The sequence below is a fragment of the Streptomyces sp. NPDC033180 genome (assembly GCF_055577645.1).
The window spans coordinates 425,338-446,764 of sequence record NZ_JBVIPU010000004.1 but is presented as its reverse complement, the minus strand read 5'-3'; the positions used below and the strand labels follow the sequence as shown (position 1 = coordinate 446,764).

The 21,427-nt window shown below is 70.6% G+C and carries 17 protein-coding genes; 2 read left to right on the top strand and 15 right to left on the bottom strand.

Features of this window, described 5'->3' with window-relative positions; genetic code table 11:
* Positions 1-4 precede the first annotated feature (4 nt).
* Both ACZ5WE_RS16025 and rpe read right to left on the bottom strand, forming a co-directional pair.
* Positions 5-1,003: a sugar-binding transcriptional regulator gene (locus tag ACZ5WE_RS16025; protein ID WP_467687095.1), complete on the bottom strand. Its 999-nt coding sequence runs from the start codon at positions 1,001-1,003 to the stop codon at positions 5-7.
* A 230-nt stretch (positions 1,004-1,233) separates the two neighbouring features.
* Positions 1,234-1,920 carry a ribulose-phosphate 3-epimerase gene (gene rpe / locus ACZ5WE_RS16020; protein WP_467686427.1) on the bottom strand — a complete coding sequence of 229 codons (687 nt, stop codon included), beginning with the start codon at positions 1,918-1,920 and terminating at the stop codon, positions 1,234-1,236.
* A gap of 132 nt (positions 1,921-2,052) precedes the next feature.
* Between rpe and ACZ5WE_RS16015 the strand changes: the two genes are divergently transcribed.
* Positions 2,053-4,251: an MMPL family transporter gene (locus ACZ5WE_RS16015; RefSeq protein ID WP_467686429.1), complete on the top strand. Its 2,199-nt coding sequence runs from the start codon at positions 2,053-2,055 to the stop codon at positions 4,249-4,251.
* On the opposite strand, the gene ACZ5WE_RS16010 is transcribed toward ACZ5WE_RS16015, so the two are convergent.
* Both ACZ5WE_RS16010 and fmt read right to left on the bottom strand, forming a co-directional pair.
* Complete coding sequence (locus tag ACZ5WE_RS16010; RefSeq protein WP_467686431.1) at positions 4,225-5,694, bottom strand: RsmB/NOP family class I SAM-dependent RNA methyltransferase; 1,470 nt, start codon at positions 5,692-5,694, stop codon at positions 4,225-4,227. The two genes, ACZ5WE_RS16015 and ACZ5WE_RS16010, sit on opposite strands and share 27 nt — an antisense overlap.
* Positions 5,695-5,728: 34 nt before the next feature.
* Positions 5,729-6,673, bottom strand: a complete 945-nt coding sequence (gene fmt / locus ACZ5WE_RS16005; RefSeq protein WP_467686433.1) for a methionyl-tRNA formyltransferase — start codon at positions 6,671-6,673, stop codon at positions 5,729-5,731.
* A gap of 289 nt (positions 6,674-6,962) precedes the next feature.
* Between fmt and ACZ5WE_RS16000 the strand changes: the two genes are divergently transcribed.
* Positions 6,963-7,511, top strand: a complete 549-nt coding sequence (locus tag ACZ5WE_RS16000; RefSeq protein WP_467686434.1) for a hypothetical protein — start codon at positions 6,963-6,965, stop codon at positions 7,509-7,511.
* 122 nt (positions 7,512-7,633) lie between these two features.
* Here ACZ5WE_RS16000 and ACZ5WE_RS15995 read toward each other — a convergent pair whose 3' ends face one another.
* From ACZ5WE_RS15995 to ACZ5WE_RS15945, 11 genes are all read right to left on the bottom strand, one after another.
* Positions 7,634-9,781, bottom strand: a complete 2,148-nt coding sequence (locus tag ACZ5WE_RS15995) for a primosomal protein N' (protein WP_467686435.1) — start codon at positions 9,779-9,781, stop codon at positions 7,634-7,636.
* A gap of 123 nt (positions 9,782-9,904) precedes the next feature.
* Complete coding sequence (gene metK, locus ACZ5WE_RS15990; protein ID WP_467686436.1) at positions 9,905-11,113, bottom strand: methionine adenosyltransferase; 1,209 nt, start codon at positions 11,111-11,113, stop codon at positions 9,905-9,907.
* A 311-nt stretch (positions 11,114-11,424) separates the two neighbouring features.
* Positions 11,425-12,636, bottom strand: a complete 1,212-nt coding sequence (coaBC, locus tag ACZ5WE_RS15985) for a bifunctional phosphopantothenoylcysteine decarboxylase/phosphopantothenate--cysteine ligase CoaBC (protein WP_467686437.1) — start codon at positions 12,634-12,636, stop codon at positions 11,425-11,427.
* Between the two features lie 128 nt (positions 12,637-12,764).
* Positions 12,765-13,037: a DNA-directed RNA polymerase subunit omega gene (gene rpoZ / locus ACZ5WE_RS15980; RefSeq protein ID WP_005319902.1), complete on the bottom strand. Its 273-nt coding sequence runs from the start codon at positions 13,035-13,037 to the stop codon at positions 12,765-12,767.
* A 74-nt stretch (positions 13,038-13,111) separates the two neighbouring features.
* Positions 13,112-13,705, bottom strand: coding sequence for a guanylate kinase (gene gmk, locus ACZ5WE_RS15975; protein ID WP_467686438.1), 594 nt, complete (start codon positions 13,703-13,705; stop codon positions 13,112-13,114).
* A 38-nt stretch (positions 13,706-13,743) separates the two neighbouring features.
* Entirely contained in the window at positions 13,744-14,067 is a 324-nt protein-coding gene (locus tag ACZ5WE_RS15970) for an integration host factor (protein WP_005319887.1), read from the bottom strand.
* A gap of 297 nt (positions 14,068-14,364) precedes the next feature.
* Positions 14,365-15,210: an orotidine-5'-phosphate decarboxylase gene (gene pyrF, locus ACZ5WE_RS15965; protein WP_467686439.1), complete on the bottom strand. Its 846-nt coding sequence runs from the start codon at positions 15,208-15,210 to the stop codon at positions 14,365-14,367.
* Entirely contained in the window at positions 15,207-16,313 is a 1,107-nt protein-coding gene (locus tag ACZ5WE_RS15960; protein ID WP_467686441.1) for a quinone-dependent dihydroorotate dehydrogenase, read from the bottom strand. Before ACZ5WE_RS15960 ends, pyrF begins: the two co-directional genes overlap by 4 nt.
* Before the next feature lie 76 nt (positions 16,314-16,389).
* On the bottom strand, positions 16,390-19,698 hold the full coding sequence (gene carB / locus ACZ5WE_RS15955) for a carbamoyl-phosphate synthase large subunit (protein WP_467686443.1): 3,309 nt from the start codon (positions 19,696-19,698) through the stop codon (positions 16,390-16,392).
* A complete protein-coding gene (gene carA / locus ACZ5WE_RS15950; protein WP_467686445.1) occupies positions 19,691-20,845 on the bottom strand; it encodes a glutamine-hydrolyzing carbamoyl-phosphate synthase small subunit in 1,155 nt (384 codons plus the stop codon). Before carA ends, carB begins: the two co-directional genes overlap by 8 nt.
* A complete protein-coding gene (locus ACZ5WE_RS15945; protein WP_467687097.1) occupies positions 20,842-21,423 on the bottom strand; it encodes a PH-like domain-containing protein in 582 nt (193 codons plus the stop codon). Before ACZ5WE_RS15945 ends, carA begins: the two co-directional genes overlap by 4 nt.
* Positions 21,424-21,427 lie beyond the last annotated feature (4 nt).

The following is a 21,427-nucleotide window of genomic DNA, read 5'->3' as shown; positions in this document are numbered from 1 at the left end:
AAGATCAGCTACCGTCCGGATCCGCCCGGTCCAACGCAGGATGCGGAGTGTGCCCCATGACCATCAGCTGATCGGCAGCAGCCGTGTCCGTGACCAAGCTGGTGACAAGCCCCGACCGCAGCACCGCGTCAATCGCGGCAGCCTTGCGCTGCCCGCCCGCGATGGCGACCACTTCAGGAATCCGTCGGAGCCGGTCGGCTTCGACCGTGATGCACCGCTCCCCCAGGTCACGCCCGACCCTGCGCCCTTCGGCATCGAAGAGGTGCGCGGACATCTCGGCGGCGACGCCCAGCGAGGCGTAGTGCGCTCGCTCCTCGTCGCTGAGCATGTCGTGGACGGTGGAGATACCGGGCTCCCAGGAGCCGATGGACACCGCGGCCACGGTCACCTTGTCGAAGTACTCGAAAGCCCGGGCGATGCCCGTCTGGTTGCGCAGCGCGGCAGCCGTGGCCGGATCCGGCAGGAGCATCGGCGCGTAGATGGGGTGGGCCTCGCCGCCGGAGACCTGCGCGGCACGCCGCACGGCCTCGACCGAACCGCGTTCGGCGGTCCCCGCGTCGTACACACCCGTCAGCTGCACCACCGTGCACGGCGGGAGCTGGTCGAGGGCGGCGGCCATGTGGATGGTCGAGCGCCCCCACGCGAGGCCGAGGACATCGCCCTCGGTGACCAGCTCGCCGAGCAGATCGGCCGCGACCTCGCCGAGGTTCTCGGGGTCGGGCGACTCGTCGATCTCGTCGGCCGATGCCGGCGACTCGACGACGACCGCGTGCCGCAGGCCGTAGCGGGCACGCAGCGCGTCCGAGCGCTCCGCGTCCAGCTCGGCGGGCACACGGATCTCGATCCGTACGAGATCACGCTCAAGAGCCGTCTCCAGGACCCTGGCCACCTTGAAGCGGCTCACGCCGAACTCCTCGGCGATCTGGATCTTGGACTTGCCCTCGAGATAGAAGCGGCGGGCCATGGCCGCCGCCTGCACCAGCTCCGCGGGTCCCATCCGCATGGCTGACCGGCCGCCCGTCGACACGACGATCTCCTCACTGTCATTTCACGACTGTCATTTCAAGCATCTGTCGTTCACGCGTTCACGCGTTCACACACATCGGTGTGGGCTTCGCGCGCATGGCCACGGCTTCTCGCGCATTGCCGCAGCGCAACCAGGGTTCGCCGTTCATCCTTGCAGATCTGACGTACTTGATCAGCCCCGAAGGACTGCGTTCACGTATCCGTGGCTCAGTGGCCGCATGCCCATGCCGCCGTGGACGTCGCCCCGGCCGCCTGGGTGCGCAGTGCACGTACCGCCGCCGCCGGGTCGTTCGCGCCGTACACCGCGGAGCCCGCCACGAAGACGTCGGCGCCGGCCTCGGCGCAGCGCTCGATGGTCGCGGCCGAGACCCCGCCGTCGACCTGGAGCCAGAGTTCGAGGCCGTGCTTGCTGATCAACTCGCGGGTCCGGCGGATCTTCGGGAGCATGATGTCGAGGAACGCCTGGCCGCCGAACCCCGGCTCGACGGTCATGATCAGCAACATGTCGAGCTCGGCGAGCAGATCCTCGTACGGCTCGATGGGCGTCGCGGGCTTCAGCGCCATGGAGGCGCGGGCGCCCTGGGCGCGGATCTCACGGGCCAGGCGGACGGGTGCGGCGGCCGCCTCCACGTGGAAGGTGACCGATCCGGCGCCCGCTTCGACGTACTGCGGAGCCCAGCGATCGACGTCCTCGATCATCAGATGGCAGTCCAGCGGCGTGTCCGTCGCTCGGGCGAGAGACTCTACGACCGGCACCCCGAGGGTGAGGTTGGGGACGAAGTGGTTGTCCATGACGTCTACATGGAGCCAGTCGGCACCTTCGACCGCCGTTGCCTCCTCGGCAAGACGGGCGAAATCCGCGGACAGGATGCTGGGGTTGATCTGCACGGCCATGCCCCAAGACTGCCATGCCCCGCGCTCGTTGCCCTCCACGGTCCGTAGCGTGAGCCGACCGGCTCCTTTGACCATGGACCGCGTGCCATGCTGGGCGGCCCACCGGGACGACCTGGGGCAGCGGGGGTAGCCATGCCGGACGAACGGTCGGACGTGCGGTCGGACGGTCAGCGCCGGACGGGCCGAGGCGTGGCCCGGCTGGTGTGCGGGCGGCGCACCAAGTGGCTCGTGGTGCTGTTCTGGCTTGTGGTGATCGTGGCCGCGGCCCCGCTCGCCCAGAAGCTCACGGACGCCCAGGACAACCAGGCGTCGTCCTGGCTGCCGGGCTCCGCGGAATCCACCCAAGTCCTGGACATCTCAGAGGAGTTCAGGCCCGAACAGATTCCAGCGATCATCGTGTACGCCCATGACGGCGGTCTGACCGGCCAGGACCGGGCGCGGATCACCGAGGACGTGGGTGATCTCAAGGAGCTGCGCGCCCACGGTGTCCGCGGCGAGGAGACCCGCGGCCCCGTCTTCGACTCGAAGGATCCGGGCTCGGCCAAGGCGGCGCAGGTCTTCGTGCCCATCGCGATGGACGAGAAGGGCTGGGAGCGGATCGGTCCTGCCGTCGACTCGATCCGCGAGCGGGCGGGCGACGGCACGGGCGGGCTCGCGGTGCACGTCACCGGGCCCGGCGGCACGTCGGCGGACTTCTCCGAGGCGTTCGAGGGCATCGACTCGACACTGCTCCTCGCCGCGGGCGGCGTGGTCATCGTGATCCTCCTGATCACCTACCGCAGCCCGGTCCTCCTGTTCGTCCCGCTGCTCGCGGCGGTCGTCTCCCTGTTCACCGCGCAGGCGCTGATCTATCTCCTGGCGGAGCACGCGGGCCTGACGGTCAACGGCCAGAGCGCGGGCATCCTGACGGTCCTCGTCTTCGGTGCGGGGACGGACTATGCCCTGCTCCTGGTCGCTCGCTACCGCGAGGAGCTGCGCCGCCACGAGGACCGGCACGAGGCGATGCAGCTCGCCCTGCACCGGGCGGGCCCCGCGGTCATCGCGTCCGGCGCCACGGTCGTGGTCAGCATGCTCGTGCTGCTCACCGCCGACATGAACTCCACGCGAGGCCTTGGCCCCGTGGCCGCCATCGGGGTCGCGGTCGCCCTGCTCGCGATGCTGTCGCTGTTCCCCGCGCTCCTGGTGGTCTGCGGCCGGTGGCTCTTCTGGCCGCTGATCCCGCACAACGGTTCACCGGAGCCCACCGAGCGCGGCGTCTGGGCCCGCATGGGCCGCCGCATCGCCCACCGACCGCGCCTGACCTGGGGCATCACTGCGGTGGCGCTCGCGGCCCTGGCGCTCGGCCTGACACAACTGCGTGCCGAGGGGCTCAGCAACGCCGACTCGTTCACGGACAAGCCGGACTCGATCGTGGGCCAGGAAGTGCAGGGGAAGTACTTCCCCGCGGGCAGCGGCGACCCGCTGGTGATCGTGGCGAACGCGGACCGCGGCGACGAGGTCCGCGGTGCGCTCGCGCGGACGCGGGGCGTGGACCCGGCGAGCGTCGGCGTACCGCCGGGGACGAAGGCGGAGTCCGGTGGCCGGGTCCTGTTCGAGGCGACACCGACCGACCCCTCCGACAGCGAGGCGGCCAAGCAGACCGTGGAGCGGGTGCGCGACGCGGTGCACGCCGTCCCCGACGCGGACGCGAAGGTGGGCGGCGGCACGGCGGCCCTCCTGGACATGGACCGCGCGACGGCCCACGACAACAAGCTGGTGATCCCGCTCGTCCTCGTGGTCGTCCTGCTGATCCTGGCCGTGCTGCTGCGCGCCCTCATCGCGCCGCTGCTCCTGATCGCGACGGTGGTGCTCTCCTTCTCCGCCGCGCTCGGCATCAGCGCGCTCGCCTTCCGCCACCTCTTCGACTACGCGGGCGAGTCCACGGACTTCCCGCTCTTCGTCTTCGTTTTCCTGGTGGCGCTCGGCATCGACTACAACATCTTCCTGTCGACCCGCATCCGTGAGGAGGCGGGCCGGCAGGGCACTCGTGCGGGCGTGGTGACGGGCCTCGCCGCGACCGGCGCGGTGATCACCTCGGCGGGCCTGGTCCTCGCGGGCACGTTCGCCGCGCTCGGCACGCTCCCGATGGTGGCGTTCGCCGAGATCGGCTTCGCGGTCGCACTCGGCGTCCTGCTGGACACCTTCGTCGTACGGTCCGTCCTGGTCACCGCGTTGTTCCTGGACGCGGGCCCGAAGGTGTGGTGGCCGCACACTCTGAGCAAGGACCCGGCGGCCCCTCGCACACCGGCTCCCGCGAAGGCTGCCTCAGGCGGTCCGCCGGATAAGCGCTAGGTACATCGCGTCCGTGCCGTGCAGATGCGGCCACAGCTGGACGTCCGGTCCGTCACCGAGCGCCGGAACGCCCTGCATCAGCGGTCGCGCGTCGATCAGTTCGGCGCCCTGGTGCTGCTTGAGCACGTCATCGACGACGGCACGCGTCTCCGCGAGGTGCGGTGAACAGGTGGCGTAACCGACGACGCCCCCGACGCGCACGGACTCCAACGCGGTACGCAGCAGCCCCCGTTGGAGCGGCGCGAAGCCGTCCAGGTCCTCCGGGCGGCGGCGCCAGCGGGCCTCGGGGCGGCGGCGCAGAGCGCCGAGTCCCGTGCAGGGCACGTCCATCAGGACGCGGTCGAAGGTGCCCGGCTGCCACGGCGGCCGGGTGCCGTCGGCTGCGATGACCTCGTACGGACCCGGGTTGCCCCGCAGCGCCTGCGCGACGAGGCGGGCCCGGTGCGGCTGCTTCTCGGCTGCCAGGAGGGCGGCGCCCCGCTGGGACGCGAGGCCCGCGAGCATGGCGGCCTTGCCGCCGGGGCCCGCGCAGCCGTCGAGCCACTTCTCGTCGCGCCCCTCGACCGGAGCGTTCGCGAGTGCGATCGCGACGAGCTGGCTGCCCTCGTCCTGGACCCCGGCACGGCCGTCGCGCACGGCCTCGATCGACCCGGGCTCGCCGCCTTCGCTGAGCCGCACGGCGTACGGCGACCAGCGCCCCGGCAGGGCGGACTCCTCACCCACGGTGTCGAGGAGTTCATCGGCGGTGGAGCGGCCGGGGCGGGCCACGAGGGTCACCTCGGGCCGCTCGTTGTCGGCTTCGAGAAGGTCCTCGATGCCCGCACGGCCGCCGCCGAGTGCGTCCCAGAGCGCGGAGACGACCCAGCGGGGATGCGAGTGGACGACGGCGAGATGGTCCTCGGCGTCCTCGTCATAAGGAGGCGCGACCTTCTCCACCCAGCCGTCGAGATCGTCGGCGGCGACCTTGCGCAGCACCGCGTTCACGAACTTGGCCCGCCCGTCACCGAGCACCACGCGCGCCAGCTCCACGGAGGCGGAGACGGCGGCGTGCGTCGGGATGCGCGTCCCGAGCAGCTGGTGCACACCCATGTTCAGCACATCGAGGACCGGCGGGTCGACCTCGCGCAGCGGCCGGTCGATGCAGGCGGCCACGATCGCGTCGTACGTTCCCTGCCTGCGCAGCGTCCCGTAGACGAGCTCGGTGGCGAGCGCGGCGTCACGCGCGTCGAAGTCGCCCTTGTCACGGGCCTTGCGCAGCAGCGGCGGCAGGACGAGGTTCGCGTAGGCGTCGCGCTCGTCCACGGCCCGCAACGCCTCGAAGGCGAGGAACCGGACGGGATCCTTCTTGGGACGGCGATGAGGCTTACCCGGCTTACCGGGCTTGACGGCGGGCTTACCGGAGTTGCCCTGCTTCTGGGGACGCCGGTTGGGCTGGTCGTTCAAAGGTGCTCCGCTAATGGGTGGGGGCCGAACCTGTTCAGCCTACGTCGGTCGCACCGAGCAGCTCACCCGGGGCGATCCGCACCCCGCGCGCCCAGTCGGCACCGCGCATCGGCTTCTTGCCCTGCGGCTGGACCCAGAGCAGCTCCACGGCGTGCGAGCCGGTGCCGACGTACACGTTGTTCTTGGCGGCGGCGAGCTCGCCGGGCGCGAGGTCCGTGCGGTCCGCGACGAGCGCGGCCTGGATGATCTTCAGCCGTTCCCCGCGGAACACGGACCAGGCACCGGGCGCCGGGGTGCAGCCACGCACGACGCGGTCCACGCGGAGGGCCGGGGTCGCCCAGTCCACCTGGGCGTCCTCGACGGTGATCTTCGGGGCGAGGGTGACACCGTCGGCGGGCTGCGGTACGGCCTTCAGGGAGCCGTCCTCGATGCCGTCCATGGTGGCGGCGAGCAGGCCTGAGCCCGCGAAGGCGAGGCGGGTGAGCAGGTCGCCGCTGGTGTCGGTGGCCCGGACGACCTCGGTGACGGTCCCGTACACCGGCCCGGAGTCGAGCCCCTGCTCGATCAGGAAGGTGGAGGCCCCGGTGATTTCATCGCCCGCCATCACGGCGTGCTGGACGGGCGCGGCTCCACGCCAGGCGGGCAGCAGCGAGAAGTGCAGATTGACCCAGCCGCGGGCCGGGACGTCCAGGGCGACCTTGGGCAGCAGAGCCCCATAGGCGACGACCGGGCAGCAGTCGGGCCCGATCTCGCGCAGCCGCGCCAGGAACTCCTCGTCACGCGGCTTCGCGGGCTTGAGCACCTCGATACCGGCCTCCTCCGCGCGCTGGGCGACGGGGCTCGCGACGAGTCTGCGGCCGCGGCCCGCGGGGGCGTCGGGCCGGGTGACGACGGCGGCCACCTCGTGCCGGTCGGAGGCGATCAGGGCGTCCAGGGCGGGGACGGCGACCTCGGGGGTGCCTGCGAAGACGAGCTTCATCGTTGCCTTTCGGCCTCTCGGGACGGGAACGTACGGGAAGCGCACCAGTCTATGAGCCACGCCACCACCCCGCCCCCCGCGGGGCCACCGGCCTCGCGGCTGCCGCCCTGCCCGCCCCGGCGGCCCCCGCACCTGGGGGCGTACGCGCGGCCGCGCGCCCTGTGCATATACACACACGCCCCCGCACCGTGACCCCACACGAACTAGCGCGTTGGTCAAGAAAGAGTTGACCACAACGGGCCGCGCATGCGGCCCGATCCTTTTCAACGCCGGTTCGAGAGGCTTGTTCATGGCCGACCACGCAACCCACGACGCCCAGGCACGGGCCAGCCTGCACCTCCTGGTGCGGGACATCGAGCGGGTCCGCCGGCAGGTGGACGCACTGCGTACGCTCACCGCCCAGCTCGGCAACGTCTACCGCCCGCGCCGCTCCAGCCCCTCAGCGGGCTTCGTCGTGTACGGGCGTGCCCCCGCCCCGACCGTCCGCCTCGCCCAGGAACTGCGCGACAGCGTCGAGACGCTGGTGACCGCCGCGGTGGACTTCGACCGCTCGCTGGGATTTTCGTGGGACGCGGTGGGTTCGGCCCTCGGGGTCACCAAGCAGGCGGTGCACCGCCGTTACGGAGCCCGCCGGGCCACGACCCAGGCGGCGGCGGAAGCCGAGCGCGCCACGGAGACGATCCCCGCCCCCACGGCCGCCCGGCCCCCGGTTCCGGTCGGCGCCCCGCTCCCCTCGGTGCCCGCGGCCCGCGCGATGCCGACCCAGCCCACGGCAGGCAGCCCCGTCCTCCGTGAGGACCCCCGCCCCAGCGCTTTCCCGGGCCCGCGCAACGGCTGACCACGACAACTCGGCGGCTGCCCTACCGGGTTCCCGGTGCGGGCAGCCGCCGTCGTGGTGAGCAGGGGCTCCGCACGACCGGCCGCCGGAGCCCCGGCAGCGGAGCACAGCACGCCACCTCCCTAGCCGATATCCAGCGGGTCCACCCGAATCCGCACGGGTTCCGCCGCCCCCCGGGCCATCCGCGCGGCCTGCGCCACCTTCAGCGAAGCGGCGAGCGCGGCGCCGCTGCCCGGCGGCACCCTGATCAGCACCCGCTCCCACCGCTCCCCGGCCGGCGGCGCCCCGGCCCGCCGGGCTGGTCCAGGAGCCGCGTCCGGCACGGGAACGGGGCCCAACACCGCCGCGTCCCCCGGAAGTTCGGCCGCGGCGAGAAATCCGGAAAGCGCCTCCGCTGTCCCCGCCACGGAGGCCATCCGCGAGACGGGCGGAAACCCCAACTCGGCCCGCTCGGAAAGCTCCCGCACCGCATGCCCCACGGGATCCCACCGCACCAGGGCCTGCACGGGCCGCAGGGTCGGCTCGGCGACGACCACCACGGTCCCGCCCGCCCCTTGGGGCCGCACCAGCGAAGACGCCCCGATCCACCGCCGCAACGCCTCCTCCCCGGCCCGCAGATCGGGACGCCCCAACATGGCCCACCCGTCGAGCAACAGGGCGGCGGCATAACCGCCCTCGGCGACAGGCTCCGCCCCCGGCGTGCTCACCACCAACGCGGGCGCCGCCGTCACGGTGTCGAGGACCTGCTCACGCCCCGACGTCCGCACCGGCACCGCGGGAAACGCCCGCCCCAACTCCTCGGCCGTACGCCGCGCTCCCACGATCTGCGCCCGCAGCCGGAACCCCCCGCACTCCCCGCAGTGCCAGGCACCTTCCTCCACCCCGCACCAGCAGCACCACAGCCCGCCGCCGTCCCGCGCCTCCAACGGTCCCGCACAGTGCCGGCACCGCGCGGGCTCCCTGCACCTCTCGCACGCGAGGCGGGGCACGTACCCCCGCCGAGGCACCTGCACCAGGACAGGACCGTGCTTCAGCCCCTCCCGCGCGACGTTCCAGGCCAGCGTCGGAAGCCGCGCGGCCCGAGCCGCCTCGTCCCGGGCAAGGTCGCCGTCCCCCACGGTCCGTACGAGCGGCGCGGCCCCCCGCACCTGCTCGCGATCGGCCACGAGCGGCGCCGCCCACCCGCTCTCCACCAGCTGCGCGGCCTCGACGGTGCAGCTCCAACTCCCCAGCAGGAAGCCGCACTTGTCCCGCGAGGCCCGCAGCTCGAGCACCTCACGCACATGCGGGAAGGGAGCGTTGTCGTCGCTGTGGCTGGCATCGCCGTCGTCCCAGATCACGACAAGACCGAGGTTCCGCACGGGGGCAAACATCGCGGCCCGGGTGCCCACCACGGCCCGCACGGCACCGCGCCGTACGGAGAGCCACTCCCGATACCGCTTCTCCTGCCCCACGTCAGCGGTGAGCAGAGCATGCTGCCCCGCCCCCATCAACTGGGTCAGCGCAGCGTCGACCCGCCCCGCAGGCCGCCCCGCAGGCACGACCACCAGGGCGCCCCGCCCCGAAGCAAGAGTCGCCTGCACAGCCCGGGCGATCTCCTCGGCCCACTCCGGCCCGGGAAGGGCGGTCCACACGGCCCGAGGCGCACCCCCGGAGGCCAGCGCCCCCAGGAACTCGGCCCCGTGCCCGTACCGCCGCCAGGACCCTGCCTCAGGCGCGACCGGCGGCACCGGAGCCTCCCCCGTCTTGCGCGCCTCGGCCCGCGCATGCCGCGGCGGAACGGCCAGCTGCAGCACATCGGCGAGGCTCCCCGCGTACCGATCGGCCACCGCGCGCGCCAGCCCGAGCAACTCACCGCCCAGCACAGGCTCGGGCGAAACGACCTGCGCCAGCGCGGCCAGCGGCCCGGAGTAGTCGGTCTCGGCAACCCGCTCGACGAGAAAGCCGTCGATCAAACCCCCGCCCTCACGCCGCCCACTGCGCACATTGCGCGCCCCGGCCCCGAACCGCACCCGCACCCGCACCCCGGGCTGAGCCTGCTCGTCAAGCTCCTCGGGCACCGCGTAGTCGAAGTACCGGTCAAGATGCAGCACACCTTTGTCGACGAGGACCCGAGCCACCGGCAGACTCTTCGCCAACGCCGCCCCCCGCCACGTCCGTGGCTTGGCCCGCGGCACCTCGGCCTTGCGCACGGCATCCCGGATGAGCGCAAGCTGCTCCGGAGGCTCGACCCCGCCGGCCCCCTCGGATTCCTGGTTCTCGCTGCTCACAGCAGCATTCCTACCAGACCCCACTGACACGCCCACCCGCCCGATATCCCCTGCGGCACGACGAAGCCCGGCGCCCCCACCAGGGGCACCGGGCTTCCTCAGAACTCGCTGAGCGAGGCGGTATTACAGCCCCGCAGCCTTCCGCAACGCCTCCACCCGGTCCGTCCGCTCCCACGTGAAGTCGGGGATCGCCCGGCCGAAGTGGCCGTACGCGGCGGTCTGGGCGTAGATCGGACGCAGCAGGTCCAGGTCGCGGATGATCGCGGCCGGGCGCAGGTCGAAGACCTCGGAGATGGCGGCCTCGATCTTGTCGGTGTCGACCGTGGCCGTGCCGAACGTCTCCACGAACAGGCCCACCGGCTCGGCCTTGCCGATCGCGTACGCGACCTGGACCTCGCAGCGGGCGGCGAGGCCCGCGGCGACGACGTTCTTGGCGACCCAGCGCATCGCGTAGGCGGCGCTGCGGTCGACCTTGGACGGGTCCTTGCCGGAGAAGGCACCGCCGCCGTGGCGGGCCATGCCGCCGTACGTGTCGATGATGATCTTGCGGCCGGTCAGGCCGGCGTCGCCCATCGGGCCGCCGATCTCGAAGCGCCCGGTCGGGTTCACCAGGAGGCGGTAGCCGTCGGTGTCCAGCTTGATGCCGTCGTCGAGGAGCGCCTTCAGCTCGGCCTCGACCACGAACTCCCGGATGTCGGGAGCCAGGAGCGAGTCCAGGTCGATGTCCGAGGCGTGCTGCGAGGAGACCACGACGGTGTCGAGGCGGACGGCCTTGTCGCCGTCGTACTCGATGGTGACCTGGGTCTTGCCGTCGGGGCGCAGGTACGGGATGGTCCCGTTCTTGCGGACCTCGGACAGGCGGCGCGAGAGACGGTGCGCGAGGTGGATCGGGAGCGGCATCAGCTCCGGCGTCTCGTCGCAGGCGTAGCCGAACATCAGGCCCTGGTCGCCGGCGCCCTGCTTGTCGAGCTCGTCCTCATCGCCCTCGACGCGCTTCTCGTACGCCGTGTCGACGCCCTGCGCGATGTCGGGGGACTGCGAGCCGATGGACACCGAGACGCCACAGGAGGCGCCGTCGAAGCCCTTCTTCGAGGAGTCGTAACCGATCTCGAGGATCTTGTCGCGCACCAGCTGCGCGATCGGCGCGTACGCCTTGGTCGTCACCTCACCGGCCACGTGCACCAGGCCAGTGGTGATCAACGTCTCCACGGCGACCCGGGATTTCGGGTCCTCCCGCAAAAGCGCGTCGAGAATGGTGTCGCTGATCTGGTCAGCGATCTTGTCGGGGTGACCCTCGGTCACAGACTCCGAGGTGAAGAGACGGCGGGACACATCGCTCCCTGTGGTTGCAGCGGCTGCTGGCTGATCATTGGTGGACGGCCGGGAGCTGCGCCCGGCGTCGTCCGAGACCAGTTTATCGGTCGCACTCGGCCGCCGGACCACGTGTCTCGCCACTTGGGAGCGCTGTGACCTGCGGCACTGCATTGTGCGGTACGACGATCGGTCTCCACCAGAGGGCCTCGCGCCCGAATTTCCCGGGTTTGAGGCGCCCAGTGGTGCGATTGTGACATCCGCGCCCCGGTTTTCGCCCCTGTTCCGGTGGGGTTTCGGCTGGGATTCGTCCGGGGAGCGCCGCAATTTTTTCAGGAATTCTTCGGCATGCGTTCAGCCACGAGATCCCAGACCGTGTCCGCGAGCGCTTCCTTGGGTCCGTACGGCACGGGGGTCACGCTGCCGTCGGCGCCGAGCACGACCGCCTCGTTCTCCTCGGAGCCGAACGTCTTGCGCTCGCCCACCTCGTTGACGACGAGCAGGTCGCAGCCCTTGCGCTCCAGCTTGGCGCGGCCGTTGTCGAGCACGTCGTCCGTCTCGGCGGCGAAACCGACGACGATCTGGCCGGGGCGCGGCCGGTCGGCAGCGATCTCGGCGAGGATGTCGGGGTTGCGGACGAGGGCGATCGGGGGCTGCTCCTGGCCGTCCCTCTTCTTGATCTTCCCGGTCGCGTACGTCTCGGGGCGGAAATCGGCCACCGCCGCGGCCATCACCACGGCGTCGGCGTCCGCCGAAGCCTTCAGGACCGCCTCGCGGAGCTGGACGGCCGTGCCGACGGGCACGACGTCGACGCCCGCGGGTTCCGGCAGCGCCGGGTTCGCCGACACGAGCGTCACGCGGGCCCCGCGCGCCGCCGCGCTGCGAGCCAGCGCGTACCCCTGCTTGCCGGAGGAACGGTTGCCGAGGAAGCGCACCGGGTCGAGCGGCTCGCGCGTCCCGCCCGCGCTGACGACCACGTGCCGCCCCGCGAGGTCGCGGGCCAGATCGCCGCGCGCCAGGACACGGCGTACGACCTCGAAGAGCTCCACCGGGTCGGGGAAGCGGCCCTTGCCCGTGTCCACGCCCGTGAGACGGCCCACGGCGGGCTCGATGACGAGCGCGCCGCGCCGGCGCAGCGTGGCGACGTTCTCCTGCGTGGCCGGGTGCTCCCACATCTCCGTGTGCATGGCGGGCGCGAAGATCACCGGGCAGCGGGCGGTGAGGAGCGTGTTCGTCAGGAGGTCGTCGGCGAGACCATGGGCCGCCTTGGCCATCATGTCGGCCGTCGCGGGGGCGACGATCACGACGTCGGCGGACTGGCCGATCCGTACGTGCGGCACCTCGTGGACGGAGTCCCACACCTCGGTCGAGACCGGGTTCCCGGACAGCGCCGACCAGGTCGCCTCGCCCACGAAGTGCAGCGCCGACGCGGTCGGTACGACGCGTACGTCATGGCCCGACTCGGTCAGCCGCCGCAGCAGCTCACAGGCCTTGTACGCGGCGATTCCGCCGCTGACCCCCAGAACGACCTTGGGCTTGCCCACCGTGCCTCCCCGCACTTGTGATCCCCGCACCGGGGAACGTACGACTCCATGACACACCACAGGCCCGGCAGTCGCGCTGCCGGGCCTGTGGTGAAGAACTGAGAACTACAAGAAAGAACTGCGGCTACTTACTGAGCCGGGCCCTCGATGGCCTCGGACGTCAGGAGACCCGCGTTGATCTCGCGGAGCGCGATCGAGAGCGGCTTCTCGTGGACGTGCGTGTCCACCAGCGGGCCGACGTACTCCAGCAGGCCCTCACCGAGCTGCGAGTAGTACGCGTTGATCTGGCGCGCGCGCTTGGCGGCGTAGATCACGAGGCTGTACTTCGAGTCGGTCGCTTCGAGGAGCTCATCAATCGGCGGGTTGATGATGCCCTCGGGCGCAGTGATGGAAGAGGACACTCTCTGCCTTCCGATGGGGTTCGACCTTCGAATGGAAATTGAAGATCAAGCCGGGTTACTGAGGATGAAGAAGATCAAACAACTTTCATCAAGGCTAGCAGCTCACGCGCTACATCCTCGACGGAGGTATTGACCAGGGTCGTATCGAACTCGGCCTCGGCGGCGAGTTCGATCTTCGCCGCACCGAGCCTGCGCTCGATCACCTCGGGCGCCTCGGTCCCCCGGCCGGTGAGCCGGCGGACCAGCTCCTCCCAGCTCGGCGGGGCGAGGAAGACCAGCTGCGCCTCGGACATCGAGTCGCGGACCAGGCGCGCACCCTGCAGGTCGATCTCCAGAAGGACGGGCTCGCCCGCCTCCAGGCGCTCGAGGACGGCGCCCCGCGGCGTGCCGTAGCGGTTGCCCGCGAACTCGGCCCACTCCAGGAGCTCGCCGTTGGCGATCAGCTTGTCCATCTCTTCGTCGGAGACGAAGAAGTAGTGGACTCCGTCCTTCTCGCCGGGGCGCGGCTTCCGGGTCGTGGCCGAGACCGAGAGCCAGACCTCGGGGTGTTCTTTGCGCATATGAGCGACGACCGTGCTCTTGCCGACCCCGGAGGGGCCGGAGAGCACGGTCAGCCGCGGACGTACGTCCGGGGGCACGGGGGTCGTCCCCCGGGATGTTGCAGCCATGCAGCGATTATCCAGGTTCTCAGGAGTGCCTGAGAACGTCAGGCAGCGCCACCGCCGAACTCACGCTCCAAGGAGGCGATCTGGTTGGAGCCGAGACCGCGCACACGGCGGCTCTCGGAGATGCCAAGACGCTCCATGATCTGCTTGGCGCGGACCTTGCCCACGCCCGGCAGGGACTCCAGGAGGGCGGAGACCTTCATCTTGCCGATGACATCGTTCTCCTGACCCTGCTTGATGACCTCATGAAGCGAGGCGCCGGAGTGCTTGAGTCGATTCTTGACCTCGGCCCGCTCCCGGCGAGCCGCGGCGGCCTTTTCGAGCGCGGCTGCGCGCTGTTCAGGGGTAAGGGGCGGAAGAGCCACGCCTACGTCACCTCGGATGTCGAACTGTCGGATACGGACCGGTGAGGAACCTAGTCGCCCCACACCTGGTGAGCAACGTGCAACGCACTTGCCCGTTCGCTCTCGTCGGAGACTAGCGGGCATGGCCGCCGGAGTCAGCGAGAACAGACGAAAAGTCCTGGTCAGCCTCTGCCGAGGTGTACATTCCGGGCATTTCACCCCGGATTTGGTCCGGTGAGCCATCAACGAAACGTAAGGATGTGGCCTGACACGTCGTTCGAAGACGGAAAAACACCCTCAGGGACCCTCAGGGACCCCTCACGCCGAGGCGACGGCCTCACGGATCTCGTCCGCGAAGCGGCTCGCCGCGACGCGAAGGCCCACCACGTCGGGACCGTGACGCAGGACACCCCGGCTCACGCTCGGCACGACATTGCGCACGGCGTCCCCGAAGACCCCCGGCAGATCCGCCGGAGTGGCGCCCTGCGCCCCGATGCCGGGAGCGAGCAGCGGACCGTTGACGGCGAGGTCGTACGAGGACAGGTCGCCCAGCGTGGCCCCGACGACGGCCCCGAAGGACCCCAGGGGCTCCGCGCCCGCGTTCTCGGCCGCCAGGTGCCCGAGCATCGTCGCGCCGATCGTGCGGCCGTCCTCGCGCACCGCGTGCTGCACCTCGGCGCCCTCGGGGTTCGAGGTGAGGGCGAGCACGAAGAGCCCGGTGCCGTTCTCGCGCGCGAGGTCGACGGCCGGCTTCAGCGAGCCGTAACCGAGGTAGGGCGAGACCGTGAGGGCGTCGGAGAACAGCGGTGAGTCCTTGTGCAGGAAGGACTCGGCGTACGCGGCCATGGTCGAGCCGATGTCGCCGCGCTTGGCGTCCATGACCACCAGAGCCCCGGCCGCGCGCAGCTCCTGGACCGCCTTCTCCAGTACGGCGATACCGCGCGAGCCGAAGCGCTCGAAGAACGCGCTCTGCGGCTTGAACACCGCGACGGTTCCGGCGAGCGCCTCGACGACGGTCCGGGTGAACCGCTCCAGGCCGGCGATGTCGTCGTTCAAGCCCCAGGCCGACAGCAGGGAGGCGTGCGGGTCGATGCCGACGCAGAGCGGCCCGCGCTCGTCCATGGCGTGACGCAGACGCGTACCGAAGGGTTCGAGAGCGCTCATGCGGACTTCCTAACGTCGGCGCCGACGGCCTCGGCGAGAGTGGCGTACGAGCTCGTCCGAAGCCGGGCGGCGAGCCCCTTGTGGATGGCGCGGCCCCAGAAGGGCCCTTCGTAGATGAACGCGCTGTAGCCCTGCACCAGGGTGGCGCCCGCGAGGATCCGCTGCCAGGCGTCCTCGGCGTTCTCGATGCCACCGACGCCCACGAGCGTGATGCGACCGCCCACGCGCGCGTAGAGGCGGCGCAGGACCTCCAGGGAGCGCTCCTTGAGCGGAGCCCCGGACAGACCGCCGGTCTCTCCGTAGAGCGAAGGTTCGGATTGCAAACCGAGTCCATCGCGCGCGATGGTCGTGTTCGTGGCGATGATGCCGTCCAGGCCGAGCTCGACGGCCAGGTCGGCGACCGCGTCGACGTCCTCGTCCGCCAGGTCGGGGGCGATCTTCACGAGGAGCGGCACGCGCCGCCCGGTGACGCTGCGGTCGGCCGCCTCGCGCACGGCGGTCAGGAGCGGCCGCAGGGACTCCGTGGCCTGGAGGTTGCGCAGGCCGGGGGTGTTCGGGGACGACACGTTCACCACGAGGTAGTCGGCGTGGGCGGCGAGCCGCTCGGTTGATTTCACGTAGTCGGCGGCGGCCTCCTCCTCGGGGACGACCTTGGTCTTGCCGATGTTCACGCCCACGACCGTCTTGAAGACAGCCTTGCGGGCACCCAGACGCTCGGCCACGGCCGCCGAGCCCTCGTTGTTGAAACCCATGCGGTTGATCAGCGCGCGGTCCTGCACGAGGCGGAACAGCCGCTTCTTGGGGTTGCCGGGCTGCGGCTCCCCCGTGACCGTGCCGATCTCGATGTGGTCGAAGCCCAGCATCGACATGCCGTCGATCGCGACGGCGTTCTTGTCGAAGCCCGCGGCGAGACCGAAGGGGCCGTGCATCCGCAGCCCGAAGGCCTCGGTGCGCAGCTCCTTGTGGCGCGGCGCGAGCACGGCCGCGACGAACGTGCGAAGGACGGGGATACGGGCCGCGAGCCGGATCCAGCGGAAGGCCATGTAGTGGGCCTGCTCCGGGTCCATGCGCTTGAAGACGAGGTTGAAGAAGAACTTGTACATGTGGGTGTCCTCAGAGGTCCTCAGGTGTTCTCTCACCAGAAGGGGGACACCGGATCGGTGTCCCCCTCATGGGCTGCTAGTCGCGGGCCGCGGTCAGATGCTCCGCGTGTTCCTGGAGTGAACGGACGCCCACGTCCCCGTGGTTGAGCGCGTCGATGCCCTGGACGGCGGCGGCGAGCGCCTGGACCGTCGTCAGGCACGGCACGGAGCGGGAGACCGCCGCCGTACGGATGTCGTAGCCGTCGAGGCGGCCACCGGTGCCGTACGGGGTGTTGACGATGAGGTCGACCGCGCCGTCGTGGATCAGCTGGACGATCGTCTTCTCGCCGTTCGGGCCCTCGCCCTCGCTCTGCTTGCGCACGATCGTGGCGTTGATGCCGTTGCGCTTGAGCACCTCGGCGGTGCCGGACGTGGCGAGCAACTCGAAGCCGTGCGCGACCAGTTCGCGGGCCGGGAAGATCATCGAGCGCTTGTCGCGGTTGGCCACCGAGATGAAGGCACGGCCCTTGGTCGGCAGCGGGCCGTAGGCACCCGCCTGCGACTTGGCGTACGCGGTGCCGAACACCGAGTCGATGCCCATGACTTCACCGGTGGAGCGCATCTCCGGGCCGAGGACGGTGTCGACGCCACGGCCGTGGATGTCGCGGAAGCGCGACCACGGCATGACGGCCTCCTTCACCGAGATCGGCGCGTCCATCGGCAGCGTGCCGCCGTCGCCCGTCGCCGGGAGCATGCCCTCGGCGCGCAGCTCGGCGACGGTCGCGCCGAGCGAGATGCGCGCGGCGGCCTTGGCCAGCGGCACCGCGGTCGCCTTCGAGGTGAAGGGGACGGTGCGCGAGGCACGCGGGTTGGCTTCGAGGACGTAGAGGATGTCCCCGGCCATCGCGAACTGGATGTTGATGAGCCCGCGGACGCCGACGCCCTTGGCGATGCCCTCCGTGGAGGCGCGAAGGCGCTTGATGTCGTAGCCGCCGAGGGTGATCGGGGGCAGCGCGCACGCGGAGTCGCCGGAGTGGATGCCGGCTTCCTCGATGTGCTCCATGACGCCGCCGAGGTAGAGCTCGTGGCCGTCGTAGAGCGCGTCCACGTCGATCTCGATCGCGTCGTCGAGGAAGCGGTCGACGAGGACAGGACGCGAGGGGCTGATCTCCGTCGACTCCTCGATGTACGCGGAGAGGCGGGTCTCGTCGTACACGATCTCCATGCCACGACCGCCGAGCACGTACGACGGGCGTACGAGGACGGGGTAGCCGATCTCGTCGGCGATGGCCTTGGCCTCTCCGAAGGTCGTCGCCGTGCCGTGCTTGGGCGCCGGGAGACCGGCCTCCGCGAGCACGCGGCCGAAGGCGCCGCGGTCCTCGGCGGCGTGGATGGCCTCGGGCGAGGTACCCACGACCGGCACGCCGTTGTCCTTGAGCGCCTGCGCGAGGCCCAGCGGGGTCTGGCCGCCGAGCTGGACGATGACGCCCGCGATCGGCCCTGCCTGCGCCTCGGCGTTGACGATCTCAAGCACGTCTTCGAGCGTGAGCGGCTCGAAGTAGAGGCGGTCGGAGGTGTCGTAGTCCGTCGAGACCGTCTCGGGGTTGCAGTTGACCATCACGGTCTCGTAGCCCGCGTCGCTCAGCGCGAAGGAGGCGTGGACGCAGGAGTAGTCGAACTCGATGCCCTGGCCGATGCGGTTGGGACCCGAGCCCAGGATGATCACCGCGGGCTTCTCGCGCGTGGCGACCTCGCTCTCCTCGTCGTACGAGGAGTAGAAGTACGGCGTCTTCGCTGCGAACTCGGCGGCGCAGGTGTCGACCGTCTTGTAGACCGGACGCACTCCGAGGGCGTGGCGCACCTCGCGGACGACGTCCTCGCGCAGGCCGCGGATCTCGGCGATCTGGGCGTCGGAGAAGCCGTGCCGCTTGGCCTCGGCGAGCAGGTCGGCGTCCAGTCGCTCGGCGGCTGCCAGCTCGTCCGCGATCTCCTTGATCAGGAAGAGCTGGTCGACGAACCACGGGTCGATCTTCGTGGACTCGAAGACCTCCTCCGCGGTGGCGCCCGCGCGGATGGCCTGCATGACGGTGTTGATGCGTCCGTCGGTCGGCCGGACCGCCTCCGCCAGGAGCTGCGCCTTGTCGCCGGGCTCGCCGACGAAGGTGAACTGCGAGCCCTTCTTCTCCAGGGACCGCAGCGCCTTCTGCAGCGCCTCGGTGAAGTTGCGGCCGATCGCCATGGCCTCGCCGACCGACTTCATGGTGGTCGTCAGGGTCGAGTCCGCCGAGGGGAACTTCTCGAAGGCGAAACGCGGGGCCTTGACCACTACGTAGTCGAGGGTCGGCTCGAAGGATGCCGGGGTCTTCTCGGTGATGTCGTTCGGGATCTCGTCCAGCGTGTAGCCGACGGCAAGCTTCGCGGCGATCTTCGCGATCGGGAATCCGGTGGCCTTCGACGCGAGCGCGGAGGACCGCGAGACACGCGGGTTCATCTCGATGACGATGACCCGGCCGTCCGTCGGGTCGATGGCGAACTGGATGTTGCAGCCGCCGGTGTCGACGCCGACCTCGCGGATGATCGCGATGCCGACGTCACGCAGGGTCTGGTACTCGCGGTCGGTCAGCGTCATCGCGGGCGCGACGGTGATCGAGTCGCCGGTGTGCACGCCCATCGGGTCGAAGTTCTCGATGGAGCAGACGACCACGACGTTGTCGTTCTTGTCGCGCATCAGCTCCAGCTCGTACTCCTTCCAGCCGAGGATGGACTCCTCCAGGAGCACCTCGGTGGTCGGCGAGAGCGTGAGGCCCTGTCCTGCGATGCGGCGCAGCTCCTCCTCGTCGTGGGCGAAGCCGGAACCGGCGCCGCCCATGGTGAAGGAGGGGCGGACGACCACGGGGTAGCCGCCGAGCTCGTCGACGCCCTTGAGGACGTCGTCCATGGAGTGGCAGATGTACGAGCGGGCGGACTCGCCGTGGCCGATCTTCTTGTTGACCTCTTCGACGACGCCCTTGAAGAGGTCGCGGTCCTCGCCCTTGTTGATCGCCTCGACGTTGGCGCCGATGAGCTCGACGCCGTACTTCTCGAGGACGCCCTGCTCGTGCATGGAGATCGCGGTGTTGAGCGCGGTCTGGCCACCGAGGGTGGGCAGGAGCGCGTCGGGGCGCTCCTTGGCGATGATCTTCTCGACGAACTCGGGGGTGATCGGCTCGACGTAGGTCGCGTCGGCGATCTCCGGGTCGGTCATGATCGTCGCCGGGTTCGAGTTCACCAGGATGACGCGCAGGCCCTCGGCCTTGAGGACGCGGCAGGCCTGGGTGCCCGAGTAGTCGAACTCCGCTGCCTGGCCGATGACGATCGGACCGGAGCCGATGACCAGGACGGACTGGATATCGGTGCGCTTAGGCACGCTGGCCCTCCATGAGCGAGACGAAGCGGTCGAACAGGTACGCGGCGTCGTGCGGACCCGCGGCTGCCTCGGGGTGGTACTGGACACTGAACGCGGGCTGGTCGAGGAGCTGGAGTCCCTCCACCACCTGGTCGTTCAGGCACACGTGGGAGACCTCCGCGCGCCCGTAGGGCGTGTCGGAGACCTTGTCGAGCGGCGCGTCGACGGCGAAGCCGTGGTTGTGCGCGGTGACCTCGACCTTGCCGGTGGTGCGATCCTGCACGGGCTGGTTGATGCCGCGGTGGCCGTACTTCAGCTTGAACGTGCCGAAGCCGAGTGCGCGGCCGAGGATCTGGTTGCCGAAGCAGATGCCGAAGAGCGGGGTACTGCGCTCCAGGACGGCTCGCATGAGGGCGACCGGGCCGTCAGCGGTCGCCGGGTCGCCGGGACCGTTGGAGAAGAACACGCCGTCGGGCTGGACCGCGTAGATGTCCTCGACGGTCGCGGTCGCGGGCAGGACGTGCACCTCGATTCCGCGCTCGGCCATGCGGCGCGGGGTCATGCCCTTGATGCCGAGGTCGACGGCGGCCACGGTGAAACGCTTCTCGCCGATCGCGGGGACGACGTACGTCTCCTTGGTGGCGACCTCCGCGGCGAGGTTCGAGCCCTTCATCTCGGGCTGCTGGCGGACCTCGGCGAGCATGACGCCCTCGTCGGGCAGCGCGTTGCCGGAGAAGATCCCGACCCGCATCGCGCCGCGCTCGCGCAGGTGGCGGGTGAGCGCCCGGGTGTCGATGCCGCTGATGCCCACCACGCCCTGGTTGACGAGTTCCTCGTCGAGCGTGCGCTGGGAGCGCCAGTTGGAGGGCACGCGCGCGGGGTCGCGCACGACGTAACCGGCGACCCAGATCCGCTGCGACTCGGGGTCCTCGTCGTTCACGCCCGTGTTGCCGACGTGCGGGGCCGTCATGACGACGACCTGGCGGTGGTACGAGGGGTCGGTGAGAGTCTCCTGGTAGCCGGACATGCCGGTGGAGAACACCGCTTCGCCGAAGGTCTCCCCCACGGCCCCGTAGGCGCGGCCGCGGAAGATGCGGCCGTCCTCCAGGACGAGAACGGCGGGAGACGCCTTCTGCCTAACGGCGGATCCCCTTGTGGAGGTCGTCATCGTGCGGTGCCTTCCGTAGTGCTGGTCTTGATCATGTTGTTGATGGCCTCGACCCACTCGGCCTGCTCGGCCGCGTGGTCCGAGCGGAAGCCGGAGTCGAGTCGCTTCTCGCCGTGCTCCCAGGTGACGATCAGCAGACCGCCCTCCGCGAGGACCTTGCCGGCGATGCCCTTGTCGAGGCGGGCCTCGCGCAGCGAGGCGGCCGGGATGAAGAAGTCGGCCGCCCCGGGGCGTACGACGTCCAGGCCCGCGTCCGTGAGCGTCAGCTCCACGCGGCTGCGGGTACCGAGGCCGTGCGCCACGATGCGGTCGAGCCACTGCCCTGCCGTGGTCGAGCCGTGGTAGCGGCCGCTGAGCTCAAGTCTCGCCGGGCCCGGCTCGGTCGGCGCGCTGGGCAGCTCGGGCAGGTCGCCCTGGAGCGTGCCGCGCCACTTCCAGCCCTCGCGCATCAGCCAGTAGACGAGCGCGATGAAGAGCAGCAGGCCGACGACCCAGCCCGCGCGGGCGGCCCAGTCCGTCACGTCGGCCGACTGCTTCTCGGCGGCGATGGTGGCTGCACTTCCTGCGGCGGAGATCAGAGAT